This window comes from Litchfieldia alkalitelluris, from assembly GCF_002019645.1.
GTDB lineage: Bacteria > Bacillota > Bacilli > Bacillales > Bacillaceae_L > Litchfieldia > Litchfieldia alkalitelluris.
In genome coordinates, this window is sequence record NZ_KV917374.1 from 2,418,296 (window position 1) to 2,432,189 (window position 13,894).

The following is a 13,894-nucleotide window of genomic DNA, read 5'->3' on the forward strand; positions in this document are numbered from 1 at the left end:
ATATATTAGAACTTTTAAGTAAATAAAAAAAATGGTTCATCAAATGGGCAACTGATGATAAAATAAGGAGGGAAAAAGAGACAGGAGGGAACATTCTTTGGGATATGATTTAGAAAAGTTATATGTAGGACCTCGGTCAGAAAAACTTCATAAAAGAAGAAAAGTTAATCGCATTCTTAATCTATTAATTATATTTGTATTTGCATTAATTCTCTTTTTTGGATGGAGACTATTTTTTTCTAATGCGAATCAAGCAGGAACTGCTGAACAACCATCGACGTCTGAACAGACCCAACCAGCTTCAGACGGGGAAGACAATTCAGCAGTTGTTGATGACTCTGATAATGAGGAAACAGCTGAAACTAGTGAACCAAGCGAAGAAGAATTAGAGGAAACAACTGCACCTGAAAGTGAATCTTCTGAGCATGAAACTGTGACTGATGGCGACCCAGATTCAAATATCATTCGCTCGATTGTAAATAATGCTTGGACTCCCATTGGAACAAAGCAAGAGGGGACTCATACTGTGAATTATGAAAAAGGTTCTGCTGACCGTAATGAAATGGAGCAAGCAATCGGCTACGCAACAGGAAAGAACCAAGAAGACCTGACTGTATGGCAATTATCACGCAATGGTGAACATCAAGTGGCTGCTACTGTTTCAACAAAGGATAATTCTCATATTTACCGTGTCTATATCGAGTGGGTTGATAAAGAAGGCTGGAAGCCAATAAAAATTGACGAATTAAGAAAGAATGATAGCGAATACTATACTGGTGAGTAACCTTAATACATTAGATAACAAAAGTGTAGAGCTAGTAGCCTCTACACTTTTTGCATTCTCTATGTGCTCAGAGAAAAGAATTTTAAGATTTTGCTTTAAAATGAACGACTGCACTGAAAAACTTGCGACCGTCCTCATCAATATGCATTTGATGCGTAACACCATGAACGCCAAGCATGATTGCTTTATTATGCTCAATCTGTTCATTCACTTTTTTTTCTAGTGTTTTTAAATCAAATGCCTCAAAGAATTCTATTTTATCTTGGATAAAATCAAGTTTGAATTCCATATATCACACTTCCCTACTTAGTAATTTATGAGATTTAGTATATGATATCATGTTGATGTTGAAAAGCTTAATGTATTGGAATGTTTAAAGAGTTCATAAGAAGGGTATTAAATAACATATAGAAATAATTGAAAATGATTCGACAAATATGGCGGTTTATTGACAATTGATGGTAAAATAGTTTTTGTTGAGGAACTATTCGAACATGAAGAAACAATTATAATCCACTTGATGTAGTAAACCGTAAATTGAAATCATAAAATCAAACAATGAAAGGTGATCGGGATGAAACTAGCAATTATTGGAGCAATGGAAGAAGAAGTAGAAATATTAAGAGAACAATTAGAAAATAGAGAATCAATCGAGATTGCAGGCTGTGAGTTTTCAACAGGTACTTTAAATGGACAGGAGATTGTTGTATTAAAATCAGGCATCGGAAAAGTAAATGCTGCTTTATCAACCAGTATTTTATTACAGCAGTTTAAGCCTGCATACGTTATTAACACAGGATCAGCAGGTGGTTATTTAGAATCATTAAATGTTGGCGATGTTGTCATCTCATCAGAAGTTTGTCATCATGATGTAGATGTAACAGCATTTGGATATGAATATGGACAAGTTCCAGGTCTTCCTGCAGCTTTCGAAGCGGATGCTAAACTTGTTGAAGTCGCCCAGAAGGCCGCACAGCGAGTATCAGACGTTCAAGTAGCAACAGGATTAATCGCTACTGGGGACTCATTTATGAATGATCCTGGACGTGTTGAATTTGTAAGAAATCAATTTAACGATTTGTATGCAGTTGAAATGGAAGCTGCAGCAATTGCTCAGGTATGTTATCAATTTAGAATTCCATTTGTGGTTATTCGTTCATTATCAGATATTGCGGGTAAAGAGTCAGATGTATCTTTTGATCAATTCTTAAAAACAGCTGCTCGTAATTCTTCAGATTTAGTCTTGAAAATGGTTGCAGAGATAAAAAATTCAATCCAGTAATGTAATAAACAAGTGTCCGTATACAGTGGACACTTGTTTTTTTATAGCAATCTCTGATTGATTAATGGAGAAATTTACATCCATTCACCTTAAAAAGAGTGTGTTATGATAGAAAAGAAGTTTGGCAATTTTTTAGAAGGTGGATGAAAAAGATGGAATTAGATAAAGTAAAAGATTTGCAAGCGAAAATTGCTGATTTTAAAAGGTTTGCCTTTATATTAATTGCTGTTAGCGTGTTTTTATATATTGGAGTACTTATTCCAAATGAAGGAAAAACATCTCTACAGATGTATACATTAATGGGAACTACAGTCATGTTTCTAAGTACTGCATTTATTCTATTCAAAACAGTCATTTCATATAAACGTGAATTAAATCAGCTTGAAGATTAAAAAACTCTTCCTTGTTTTTAGGAAGAGTTTTTTTGTGTCCACAAGGGATGGAAAAAAATATCAATTAAATGCATATTTAGGGTTTACAAAGGTATTGTAGTTGGATATAATTACCTTTGTAGGAAAGATTATCATCTAAAAAAGGAGGTCGAAGTAAATGATCAAATCAACTGGAATCAAACCATGTGTAACATCTGTTCAAACAATTATATATTCAGCATCCTATTCGACCGACCCGGTGATGAGTCTGTTAAAGTAAGAATCCGTAATTTAAATTCTAACACACCGCCACAGGAAGAATAGTCTCTCTGTGGCGTTTTTATGTCTTTTTATACCACAGGGAGTTATATCTATTCCTGTGGTTTTTTGTGTGCTTTTTTTGGAGGTGAAATAATAATGAACTTAAACCTATTCTTTTTAACCATTACTATTAAGAAAAGAAATGTACCGATGGAAGAGTACGTCCATGAGGAAAATGTCCAAAGGATGTATGAGCAAATGAAAGAACGTCAATATACAATGATAAATAATTATTAGTCAAAATAATGATAATAATTAGTTAGCAAAAATCACAGAAAGGAAGTTTTATATGACACTGAATTTATTTTTCTTAACAATTTCAATCACCAAACGTCATGAATCGATAGAAGAAATAGAGCATTATGAAAATGTCAATAAGATGTATGAAGAAATGAAATGAAAGACCGTCAATATAAGATGTTTAATATTTATTAATACTTGTGTAAATAAGAAAGTGAAAGGAGAGGAATGGAAATGACTTTAAATTTATTCTTTTTAACGATCTCAATTAAAAAACGTCATGAATCTATAGAAGAAATTGAACACTATGAAAACGTCAATAAGATGTACGAAGAAATGAAAAACCGTCAGTTTTATAACTACCATTTGTAATTACTGGAAGTAAGGTAAATAAGTAAGTGTTTTATAAAAATTAGAAAGGTGGTAATGAAAATGATTAAAAGAAAATTAATTTTTACAAATTGGCTGCTTGTGGAGAAAGATTCCACCTAACTGATTTTGACATAAGGAGGAATACTGAGATGCTATCGTTTCGTGTATTGTTGTTAACTATGTTTTTTAAGAAAAAATCTTAAGTATATCAAACCAAGTGCCTAGCACATCATTGGAGATCATTTGCTAGGCACTTTTTTCATTACTTCACAAAATGGTCAAATAAACTTAACAGTTCGTTCAAATCCACCTTCTTTTTACACCATCGATAAATGGTAAAGTTAAAGTAATAACACATTGTCATGGAGGTGTTTGAACAATGTTATCAATCGTTTTAGGACTAGTGATTGTGGTTACAATTGGTTTAATTATAGGTACCGAAGTAAGTGTTGAAGGTTAATGATATATAAAGAGGGAGATGACGTTGATACAGTCATCTCCCTTTTTATTTAAGCAGGTAAAAGCCGAGTATAAATAATATTGTACTACCAATGAAAGATAAAGATACATATATAGCAAGGCTACGATAATGCTTTTTTAAAAGTAAGTCAATTGCTTCCATGCTGAAGGTGGAAAAGGTGGTGAATGCGCCAAAAAAACCGATTGAAACAAACTGTTGGATACTCGGTGAAATGGTGGGAGTTATTAACGATAAAGTAATCCCTAATCCAAACGAACCAATAATGTTTACAATTAGCATGGCTAGTGGAAAAGGTGGATTTGATATTCGCTTCATGAGTAGTATTCCAAGGTAGTAGCGAAAAATCGCACCAAGAGCTCCTCCTAACCCTACGTAAATCATCTTAATTCACTTCTTTCTTAAAAATAAATTGTTCTCCAAGCTTGTTCCCAAAGACGTATCCAGCTAGTCCTAGACCAATTCCACCTAGTAATGTAAAGAATAAATAAGCCACCATTGGCCATATAGAATTAGATGTAAGATAAAAAATATCTGCTGCTAAGGTGGACATTGTTGTAAAACCACCGCAAAAACCGACCCCAAGGCTAAGTTTAAGCCATTCTTTTTCTCGATTGTGAACCAAAAAACCTGTCAACAGTCCGAGAACTAAGCTCCCTGTTATGTTGACAATGATTGTAGCAAATGGAAATGTGTATGCTTGGGTTAGATTTGTTTGGATTAAAAAACGAAGTATACTACCAATTGCACCACCGATTCCAACTAGTATAATTTTATAAAATGCCATTAGTATTCACCATCTTAGAGTATTAAGTTATTAATTAGAGTAACATACTTCTATTTTAGTTAAAATTATTTTATATACAATACAGGTTGGTCCCTGAAAATAACCTAGGTGTGGATTTCCATGAACTGCGGGTCCACTTGCTTTCCGCGGGGCGATCCCGCAGGAGTCAAGTGGCTCTCCGCTCATTCCACACTATGGTAGACATTTTTCATACTTCATGGTGGGAGTTAAATTAGCGTGGGTGTCTACCCTGTTAGGGATAAGCCTACTTGGGGCAACTCCTCAAAGTGAGCCTATGATTCAGTTCCTCCTTGTTTTCGCTACGGCAAGTAAATCATAGAGAGTCTATGATTCACTTCCACCTTGTTTTCGCAACGGCAAGTAAATCATAGAGAGCCTATGATTCACTTCCATCTTGTTTTCGCTTCAGCAACTAAATCATAGAGTGCAAAATCAAAATAAAAAGCCCCAATGAGGAGCTTTTTGATCATAAGATTTTATTACATAAGCTTTGAAATAAACATGGTGGCTATTCCGAAGTAGATAAGTAATGATAAGATGTCATTTAAAGTGGTAATGAGTGGCCCTGAAGCAACTGCTGGATCTATATTTAATTTATAGAGTAGCAATGGAATGACTGTTCCTGCCATTGTCCCTATGATTAAAGTAATAAACAGAGAGCTTCCGACTACAATGCCGAGTATTGCATCTTGTCGCCAGACAACTGCAATGATGAAAATAAGAATGGCACAAGTTAAACCGATTAATAAGCTTACTTTAAATTCTCTAAAAATGAGCTTTAAGACAACTGGTTTGTTAATGTCCCTGCTAATTAATCCACGTACAACAACTGCTAGAGATTGCGTCCCGGTATTACCTGTCATACCCGCTATCATTGGCATAAAAAAAGCTAAAGCGACAACTTGTGCCAAGGTATCCTCAAACGAACTAATAATTGTTCCAGAGATAACACCTATGAATAATAATAAGATCAACCAAGGTAGTCTTCGGTAAGCAGCAACCACAGCTTTTGTGTCGAAATCAATGGCTTTACCTGATGCGGATAGCTTTTCAATATCTTCATTAGCTTCTCTTATCACAACATCAATGATATCGTCGACTGTCACAATACCAACAAGAACATTATCTTCAACGACAGGTATTGCAAGAAAGTCATATCTTTCAATAAATCGAGCAACTTCTTCTTGGTCAGTATCAACCGTAACAGAAACAACGCGGTTGTACATGATATCCTTAATTTTTTCATTTTCTTCTGCTAAAATGATGTCTCTGTATGAAACAACACCTACTAGTTTCTTTCCATTATCAATAACATATAAGTAGTTAATGGTTTCGGAGAATTCCGCGAATTCTTTTAGTTTATTCACTGTTTCACGTACTGTGTAATGCTGAGGGATCCAAACAAATCGATTTGTCATTAAACGTCCAGCGGTCTCAGGCTCATAATTCATTAAATTAAGGACAATATTAGATTCTTCTTTTTTCATCCCAGATAAAAGCTCTTCAATTTTATCAGGTGACAAGTCTTGAAGTAGTGATGCAAGATCATCATTATCCATTAAATCCATAACTTGTCCCGATTTTTCAATGCCAAGCTTTGTTAGAACCTTTAACTGTTGCTCATTCTCTAGCTCCTGAATTAATTCAGCAATTTGCTCTGATGAAAGAAATAATAAAAAACGAGTATGATGTTTTTCGGGTAATCCTTCGTAAATACGAGCAATATCATAAGGCTGTAATTCAGTTAAAAGCTCTTGAAATTCTTTTTTCTTAGAGTCCTTTAAAAGTTTGATAATTTGGAGAGGTATTTGATCCTCAGTTATTGGTTGGACCAAAGGAATAACCTCCTTACAATGTTATTTTTTTATCCAATAGAATCTTACTACAAATGAGTATTAAAAAATAGGATAACTTTCTTTACCCTTTTTTAAAAAATTTGAAACATTAGTGAACGGTGATTTTCTTTATAAATAGTTGTGTCTCCTTGGCGTGTAATTATTCTGAGGTGTAGAGATGTTGAGGTGACACAGCTAGTTGGTATTAAGACAAAACCCTCTCAGCGAAATATACTGAGAGGGATAACCGGTTATTATTTTCTTTTGCGTTTTTCTTTTTCTGCCCGATAAAATTCGTGAAACATTTTCATTAACGCTCTTTTTTCGATTCTAGAGACATAACTTCTAGATATCCCGAGTTCTTTGGCAATTTCTCGTTGGGTCTTTTCCTTTTTTAGGTCTAATCCAAATCTGCCTACGATGACTTCTCTTTCCCGGCCATCTAAGATATCAATGTATTCTTTGATTTTTTCTAACTCCATGTTTAATTGAATCGTTTCAATTACATCTTCAGATTCAGACTTTAAGACATCAATTAAGCTAATTTCATTTCCCTCTTTATCTTGACCAATCGGATCATGAAGGGATACATCCTTTTTTGTCTTTTTTAATGCACGTAAATGCATTAGGATCTCGTTTTCTATACACCTTGCAGCGTAAGTAGCTAACTTTGTGCCTTTTCCTTGCGAGTAACTTTCAATTGCCTTAATCAAACCTATAGTGCCTATTGAGATTAGGTCTTCTGAGTCTTCGCCAGTATTATCAAATTTCTTAACAATATGGGCGACTAAACGGAGGTTATGTTCTATTAAGAGGTTTCTAGCTTCCTCATCTCCATTAGCCATTCGTTCTAAGTACTTTTTTTCTTCAGAAGACGACAAAGGTTGTGGAAAGGCATTATTTTTGACGTACGAAACTAAAAAGATTAATTCTTTTACAAAGTATCCTAATGCTGCTAAGATTCCTGTCATTTTATCACCCCACACATTGTTGATCTTCATAAAAGTCTTATGATTAGGATCTTGTTTGAAAGATTGATGCTCCTAATTTGTTACAAGCAATCAACCCTGGAGAAAGACTATATGAAATTCCTGAGTGTTGTTTGTAAAGATGAACAAAAGCAATTTTAACAACCCTTCCATTATCCAACCATAAGCGCAAGATAGGCGCGAGCCTATTAATTAAACTATATGTACCAACAAGCATGATTGTGTCTGTCCGATAAAATTAGGACAAGTGTATTAAAAAATTATTAGCCAAAATTCCACGAATGCCCTTCCTAAAAGTCTTATTTTGAATAGGCTATTATATAAAGATAAATTAAAAATCATTTATATATAATTTAAAAGGAGGAGTTCAATTTGGCTTACGGATATGGTTATGGATATGCTCCATATACAGGTTATGGATATCCGGCATATGGACCTGTTGGTTACGGTTATCCTCGTCGAGGTGCTGGTTTTTCTTTAGTAGTCGTTCTTCTCATTTTGTTATTAGTCTTAGGTGGGGGCTACTATTATTATAATTATTATGGAAAGTAACGATTTAAGAGGTTTTAACCTGAAAGAACTTAGGTAGTGGAGTTCCATGCGCTGCGATCCACTCGCTTGCCACGGGGTGGCCCATGAGCCGCCTCGTCGTCAAGGGGCTCCCTGCGGGGTCTCTCTAGACCACTAGATCCCGCAGGAGTAAAGTGGCTCTCACCCATCCACACTTGGTTCAATACACTATTTTCATCCTAATGGGTGCGAACTTTTTTAACAGTAGGGTCTACTCCAAAGCAGTAGACCTTTTCTCGTTTATTCTGTAAGTTGATAGTTATTAATTATAGAAATTTTATAAAAATAGCATTATAATATAGACATTCAGTAAATATTTAGGGTGACTAAATATTTGTGAATCCACAAACTTAAGGAAGAGGGGATTATATGACAACAACTACATATGAACTAACTTGGGATCTTGATGTCTTTTTTGAAGGTGGAAGCAGCTCTAAGGAATTCCATACATATCTTGAAAACATTGAAAAAGAGCTTGAAAGCTTTAAAACACTTGTAAGTGAAATGAGTGTACCTCAATCTGCGTCAGAGAAAGAAGGACTATCTGCTGCTATTGATGCTTTTACAGCTGTGTCTAAGAAAATACGCCAGTCAGGAGCGTTTGTAAGCTGCCTGCAAGCGCAAGATATGTATGATAAAAAAGCAACAGCACTTTATGGGAAAATCATGCAATTAAGTGCAGGTCTTCAAACAGTTTTAACTGGATTAGACCAAAAGTTAGTATCAGTTGAAGAAACTGTATGGAAACAACTTCTTTCAGAAGCTCCTTTTGATGAGTTAGCATATATTTTAGAAGAAAGAAGAACTCGTGCAAATGAAAAGTTATCACCAGAGCAAGAAACATTAATTAATTCATTAGGAATTGATGGTTACCATGCGTGGGGGCAGCTTTACAATACAGTTGTAGGGAATATCAAAATACCATTTGAAGAAAATGGTGAAGTAAAAGAACTCTCTGCAGGCCAAGCATCAAATAAATTTGCAAGTTCTGATCGTGATACTCGTAAAAGAATGTTTGAAGCGTGGACAAAAGCTTGGGAAGAGCAAGCTGATTATATTAGTTCAAGTTTGAATCATCTTGGTGGATACCGTCTAAATGTGTATAAAGCTCGTGGATGGGAAGATATTCATAAAGAACCACTTGATATTAACAGAATGTCAAAAGAAACTCTAGAGACCATGTGGGACGTTATAACAGAACATAAGGGTGCGTTTGTAGAGTACTTAGATCGAAAAGCGCAACTTCTAGGGCTTGAAAAATTAAGCTGGTATGACTTAGGAGCTCCAATTGCCAAAACTGAAAGTAAAGTTTCTTACCAAGAAGGATGCGAATTTATTCTTGATCAGTTTAGCAAATTTGGTAAAGAACTTACTGACTTTACAAGAGTATCATTTGAAGATCGTTGGATTGAAGCTGAAGACCGTGCTGGTAAAAGACCTGGTGGTTTCTGCACAAGCTTCCCTGAAAGCAATCAATCAAGAATCTTTATGACATACTCTGGAACACCATCAAATGTTTCTACATTAGCACATGAGCTAGGACATGCGTTCCATCAACATGCAATGAGTGGGGTTCATACGCTTAATCGCAACTATGCAATGAATGTGGCTGAAACGGCTTCTACTTTTGCTGAAATGATTGTTGCTGATGCATCTGTTAAACATGCGAAAACAGAAGATGAGCGTTTAGCTTTACTTGAGGACAAAATCCAACGTAGTGTTGCGTTTTATATGAACATTCATGCAAGATTTATCTTTGAAACTGCATTTTACGAGGAGCGTAGAAACGGAATTGTTAGTGCAGAGCGTTTAAATGAATTGATGGAGCAAGCTCAAAAAGAAGCATATTGTGATGCACTTTCAGAATATGAGCCACAATTCTGGGCTTCAAAAATGCATTTCTATTTAACACAAGTTCCGTTTTATAACTTCCCTTACACATTTGGTTACTTATTCTCGCTTGGTATCTATGCACAAGCAATTGAAGAGGGAACTGATTATGAAGAAAAATATATTGCGCTTCTTAAGGATACAGCTAGTATGAAGGTTGAAGATTTAGCTCAAAAACATCTAGGTATTGATTTAACAAAAAGAGATTTCTGGGAAAAAGCTGTGAAATTATCTGTAAAAGATGTTGAAGAATTCTTAGAATTAACCAAATAATTCTATTACAAATGTTATTTAGTAAAAAACAATTAAGCGTCGATTCTAAGTGTAGAATCGCGCTTTTTTTGTGTTCGAAAATAAACAAAACACATCTCACCAAAATAAAAAACCTCAGGAATCCGTATAATAATGGTACGGTTTCATATGCAATGATATAATATCACTCATGGAAGTTGACCAATTTAGGGGGAAATGCATTGATTAAGTGGTTTTACAGGCTATTCATCGAACTTACGAATCACCGATTATCTTCAATGTTATTGAAGAGTTTTACAACTTCGAAAATGAGCAAAGTACTTATTCCGTTCTACATTAAGACGTATAAATTAAATCAAGGTGACGTAAAGCAGGATATGCATAGTTTTCCAACTTTACATGATTTGTTTATTCGTGAATTAAAAGATGAAGCTCGACCGATTGATGATCAGGAAAACAGTGTAGTTAGTCCAGTTGATGCGGTTATTGAAGAAATAGGTACAGTTTTACCCTCAAAGGAGATCGTTGTGAAAGGGAAAAACTATCCGATTGCTGAGATGTTGGGGTCAGAAGAAACTTTAGATAAATATTTAAATGGTATGTTTATGGTATTATATCTAAGCCCAAGTCATTATCATCGGATACATAGTCCGGTCTCAGGAACCATCACTAAACAATGGACACTAGGAAAAAAATCTTATCCTGTAAATCGACTTGGCTTAAGATATGGAAGGGACACACTTTCTAAAAACTACCGGAAAATCAGTGAGATAGAATATAGTGGAAAGAGACTTGCGATGGTTAAGGTTGGTGCGATGTTTGTAAATAGTATTGAGCTCACACACCAGAAGGAACAAGTAACGAAGGGTGAAGAAGTCGCGTACTTTACCTTTGGGTCAACAGTCATATTATTATTTGAAAAAGATTCCTTTGAGCTATCAAATCAGATTAACACCCCTCACCATATAAAAGTCGGCCAAACACTAGGTTATTATAAGTAAGGGCGTAATATAAGAAGTGCAAAGAAAAAAGCCCAACCATTTTGGTTGAGCATAACCTTTAGGATGATACTTTTATTTTATGTGATAACGATCTGCGTCTAATTTCTTTTTCAATCAAGAAAATAAATTCCGGACTGAGCTTTAATTCTGTAGCTTTAAAATACGATTCAATTAGTAAGTCATCAGACAACTTTCTCATAATGGACTGCCAGCTAGGCAATTCACCTCCTAGAAATTTAAGGGGTTTGTTCGTTCTACTATTATATTTAGCGTCATATAATAATAAGTTATCTCATGTTGGTAGTTTTACTCTAACACGAAAAAAAATGCAGAACAACCGTTCTGTTATCCACAGAATTCAGTGGATAACTTGTGGGTATATTGTTTATAAATGGTAAAAACATAAGGAAATCAGGTTGTATAGTGTGTATAAACTTATCCACATGTGTTGAAATCGAAGGAGTTTTGTCGAAAACTTTTTGTCATATGTAGAAAAAAGTCGAATTTCGCAAGGGCTTTAACAAATTTTTCTTTGACAGTTTAGGATTTTTCGATATGATGAAAGATGTGTCGTAAAGATGATGTTAATGATTACCAATTAGAACAAGAGGTGTACATAAAGTGTTAAAAACCTTCTTACCAAATGAACATGTAAAAAATGTATTTGATATATCCCCTGAACATTTAGTGGAAAAAGGAATCAAAGGGATAATTACGGATCTCGACAATACTTTGGTTGAATGGGATCGACCACATGCCACAGACAAGTTAATTGAGTGGTTTAAAGAGATGAAGAAACATGGGATTATGATTACAATTGTTTCAAATAATAATGAAGTGAGAGTTAAGGCGTTTTCAGATCCGCTGGATACCCCATTTATATATGAAGCAAGAAAACCATTAGTTAGGGCTTTCCGCCGTGCTCTTCGTGATATGAAACTAAACAAAAATGAAGTAGTGGTCATTGGTGATCAGCTTTTAACGGATGTTCTTGGAGGAAACCGAAGTGGTCTTCATACAATATTAGTTGTCCCTGTTGCGCAAACAGACGGATTCTTTACCCGTATAAATCGGAGAATTGAGCGTCAACTACTAACTTGGATGAAGAAAAAAGGCATGATTTACTGGGAGGAATAAATTCGTGGAAGAACGTATTGCTTGTATTGGTTGTGGTGTAACCATCCAAACCGAGAATAAGGATTCTTTAGGATATGCACCACCATCTTCTTTAGAAAAAGAAACGGTGATTTGCCAACGTTGTTTTAAACTTAAACATTATAATGAAGTGCAAGACGTGTCGTTGACAGATGATGATTTTTTAAAGATATTAAATGGAATTGGAGATACTGAAGGACTAATTGTGAAAATTGTCGATATCTTTGATTTTAACGGTAGCTGGTTACCTGGACTTCATCGTTTTGTCGGGAACAAAAAGATTTTACTAGTAGGAAACAAAGTCGACTTATTACCGAAATCAGTTAAACCTAAGAAGCTCATAAACTGGATGAAGCAATCCTCTAAGGAGTTGGGACTTCACCCCGTTGACATATTTCTTATAAGCGCTAATAAGGGGTATGGTGTAGCCGAGGTAGCTGAAGCGATTGAGCAACATCGTGATGGTAAGGATGTGTATGTTGTAGGTAGTACGAATGTCGGGAAATCGACGTTTATTAATCGGTTGATTAAAGATTTCGGTGGAGAAGAAGATATTATTACAACATCTCACTTCCCAGGTACAACATTGGATATGATTGATATCCCTCTTGGAGAGGATTCGTCATTATTTGATACTCCAGGTATTATCAATCACCACCAAATGGCACATTATGTGGATAAAAAAGACTTGAAAATCATCACTCCTAAAAAAGAAATCAAACCAAAAGTGTTCCAACTTAACGAGCGTCAAACGTTATTCTTTGGTGGCTTAGGACGATTTGATTTTGTAAGTGGTGGAAGACAGTCTTTTGTTTGTTATCTCTCAAATGAACTAATGATTCATCGAACAAAGCTAGATAATGCCGATGAATTATATGAAAATCAAAAAGGTGAACTTTTACAACCCCCTCGTCCAAATGACGCAAGTGAATTTCCAGCTCTTGTGCCACATGAATTTATGGTAAAAGAAGGAAAAACTGACATCGTTTTTTCGGGTCTAGGATGGGTAACTGTAAATGAGCCGAATGTGAAAGTAGTTGCACATGTCCCAAAAGGCGTGGGCGTACTTTTGAGATCATCATTAATTTAAGGGTAAACCCTAATGCGAATAAGTTATATGCACCATGAAGTTTGAAAATAGTGTGCTAAACTAGTGTGGAATGAGCGGAGAGCCACCTGACTCCTGCGGGATCTAGCGGTCACGTGAGACCCCGCAGGAGCTCAAAAGCGACGAGGAGGCTCACGGACCGCCCCGCGGAAAGCGGGTGGATCGCAGCTCATGGAACTCCGCTAACTAAGTTATTAGGGTAGACATCTATGCTAAATTAAGTATTTCGCACCATGGTGAATGAAAAAATGTTTCCTCCTCAGTGTGGAATGAGTGGAGAGCCACTTGACTCCTGCGGGATCCAGTGGTCTCGTGAGACCCCGCAGGAGTCCGCCCCTGGCGACGAGGAGGCTCACGGACCACCCCGCGGAAAGCAAGTGGATCGCAGCTCATGGAACTCCGCTAACTAAGTTATTAGGGTAGACATCTATGCTAATT

The 13,894-nt window shown here is 35.7% G+C and carries 17 protein-coding genes; 11 read left to right on the forward strand and 6 right to left on the reverse strand.

Annotated elements, in window-relative coordinates; genetic code table 11:
* Positions 1-97: 97 nt before the first annotated feature.
* On the forward strand, positions 98-784 hold the full coding sequence (locus tag BK579_RS10960; protein ID WP_078545472.1) for a YrrS family protein: 687 nt from the start codon (positions 98-100) through the stop codon (positions 782-784).
* Between the two features lie 82 nt (positions 785-866).
* Here the strand turns inward: BK579_RS10960 and BK579_RS10965 are convergent, their stop codons facing one another.
* On the reverse strand, positions 867-1,073 hold the full coding sequence (locus tag BK579_RS10965) for a YrzA family protein (protein ID WP_078545474.1): 207 nt from the start codon (positions 1,071-1,073) through the stop codon (positions 867-869).
* Positions 1,074-1,358: 285 nt separating this feature from the next.
* On the opposite strand from BK579_RS10965, the gene mtnN reads away from it, so the two are divergent.
* From mtnN to BK579_RS10990, 5 genes are all read left to right on the forward strand, one after another.
* Positions 1,359-2,066: a 5'-methylthioadenosine/S-adenosylhomocysteine nucleosidase gene (mtnN, locus tag BK579_RS10970; RefSeq protein WP_078545476.1), complete on the forward strand. Its 708-nt coding sequence runs from the start codon at positions 1,359-1,361 to the stop codon at positions 2,064-2,066.
* 152 nt (positions 2,067-2,218) lie between these two features.
* Positions 2,219-2,458, forward strand: coding sequence for a YrhC family protein (locus BK579_RS10975; RefSeq protein ID WP_139365086.1), 240 nt, complete (start codon positions 2,219-2,221; stop codon positions 2,456-2,458).
* Between the two features lie 396 nt (positions 2,459-2,854).
* Positions 2,855-2,995, forward strand: a complete 141-nt coding sequence (locus BK579_RS10980; RefSeq protein ID WP_078545480.1) for a YrzI family small protein — start codon at positions 2,855-2,857, stop codon at positions 2,993-2,995.
* Between the two features lie 52 nt (positions 2,996-3,047).
* A complete protein-coding gene (locus BK579_RS10985) occupies positions 3,048-3,158 on the forward strand; it encodes a YrzI family small protein (RefSeq protein ID WP_078545482.1) in 111 nt (36 codons plus the stop codon).
* A 74-nt stretch (positions 3,159-3,232) separates the two neighbouring features.
* Positions 3,233-3,370, forward strand: a complete 138-nt coding sequence (locus BK579_RS10990) for a YrzI family small protein (protein ID WP_078545484.1) — start codon at positions 3,233-3,235, stop codon at positions 3,368-3,370.
* 505 nt (positions 3,371-3,875) lie between these two features.
* Here BK579_RS10990 and crcB read toward each other — a convergent pair.
* From crcB to sigK, 4 genes are all read right to left on the reverse strand, one after another.
* On the reverse strand, positions 3,876-4,232 hold the full coding sequence (gene crcB, locus BK579_RS10995; RefSeq protein WP_078545486.1) for a fluoride efflux transporter CrcB: 357 nt from the start codon (positions 4,230-4,232) through the stop codon (positions 3,876-3,878).
* Position 4,233: 1 nt separating this feature from the next.
* Entirely contained in the window at positions 4,234-4,635 is a 402-nt protein-coding gene (locus BK579_RS11000) for a fluoride efflux transporter FluC (RefSeq protein ID WP_078545488.1), read from the reverse strand.
* A 500-nt stretch (positions 4,636-5,135) separates the two neighbouring features.
* Positions 5,136-6,491 (reverse strand): magnesium transporter, encoded by a 1,356-nt coding sequence (mgtE, locus tag BK579_RS11005; protein ID WP_078545490.1) that lies wholly within the window; start codon positions 6,489-6,491, stop codon positions 5,136-5,138.
* A gap of 254 nt (positions 6,492-6,745) precedes the next feature.
* Positions 6,746-7,462 carry an RNA polymerase sporulation sigma factor SigK gene (gene sigK, locus BK579_RS11010; protein ID WP_078545492.1) on the reverse strand — a complete coding sequence of 239 codons (717 nt, stop codon included), beginning with the start codon at positions 7,460-7,462 and terminating at the stop codon, positions 6,746-6,748.
* A gap of 390 nt (positions 7,463-7,852) precedes the next feature.
* On the opposite strand from sigK, the gene BK579_RS11015 reads away from it, so the two are divergent.
* The 3 genes from BK579_RS11015 (at position 7,853) to BK579_RS11025 (ending at position 11,193) form a co-directional block, all read left to right on the forward strand.
* Positions 7,853-8,032, forward strand: coding sequence for a hypothetical protein (locus tag BK579_RS11015; RefSeq protein WP_078545494.1), 180 nt, complete (start codon positions 7,853-7,855; stop codon positions 8,030-8,032).
* A 387-nt stretch (positions 8,033-8,419) separates the two neighbouring features.
* Positions 8,420-10,213, forward strand: coding sequence for a M3 family oligoendopeptidase (locus tag BK579_RS11020; protein WP_078545496.1), 1,794 nt, complete (start codon positions 8,420-8,422; stop codon positions 10,211-10,213).
* 200 nt (positions 10,214-10,413) lie between these two features.
* Positions 10,414-11,193 carry a phosphatidylserine decarboxylase gene (locus BK579_RS11025; protein WP_078545498.1) on the forward strand — a complete coding sequence of 260 codons (780 nt, stop codon included), beginning with the start codon at positions 10,414-10,416 and terminating at the stop codon, positions 11,191-11,193.
* Between the two features lie 58 nt (positions 11,194-11,251).
* On the opposite strand, the gene sda is transcribed toward BK579_RS11025, so the two are convergent.
* The gene (gene sda, locus BK579_RS11030) at positions 11,252-11,392 is read right to left on the reverse strand and encodes a sporulation histidine kinase inhibitor Sda (RefSeq protein WP_078545500.1); all 141 of its coding nucleotides are present in this window, start codon (positions 11,390-11,392) and stop codon (positions 11,252-11,254) included.
* A 422-nt stretch (positions 11,393-11,814) separates the two neighbouring features.
* On the opposite strand from sda, the gene BK579_RS11035 reads away from it, so the two are divergent.
* Positions 11,815-12,330: a YqeG family HAD IIIA-type phosphatase gene (locus BK579_RS11035; RefSeq protein WP_078545502.1), complete on the forward strand. Its 516-nt coding sequence runs from the start codon at positions 11,815-11,817 to the stop codon at positions 12,328-12,330.
* A gap of 4 nt (positions 12,331-12,334) precedes the next feature.
* Positions 12,335-13,438, forward strand: coding sequence for a ribosome biogenesis GTPase YqeH (yqeH, locus tag BK579_RS11040; RefSeq protein WP_078545504.1), 1,104 nt, complete (start codon positions 12,335-12,337; stop codon positions 13,436-13,438).
* The last annotated feature ends 456 nt before the right edge of the window (positions 13,439-13,894 follow it).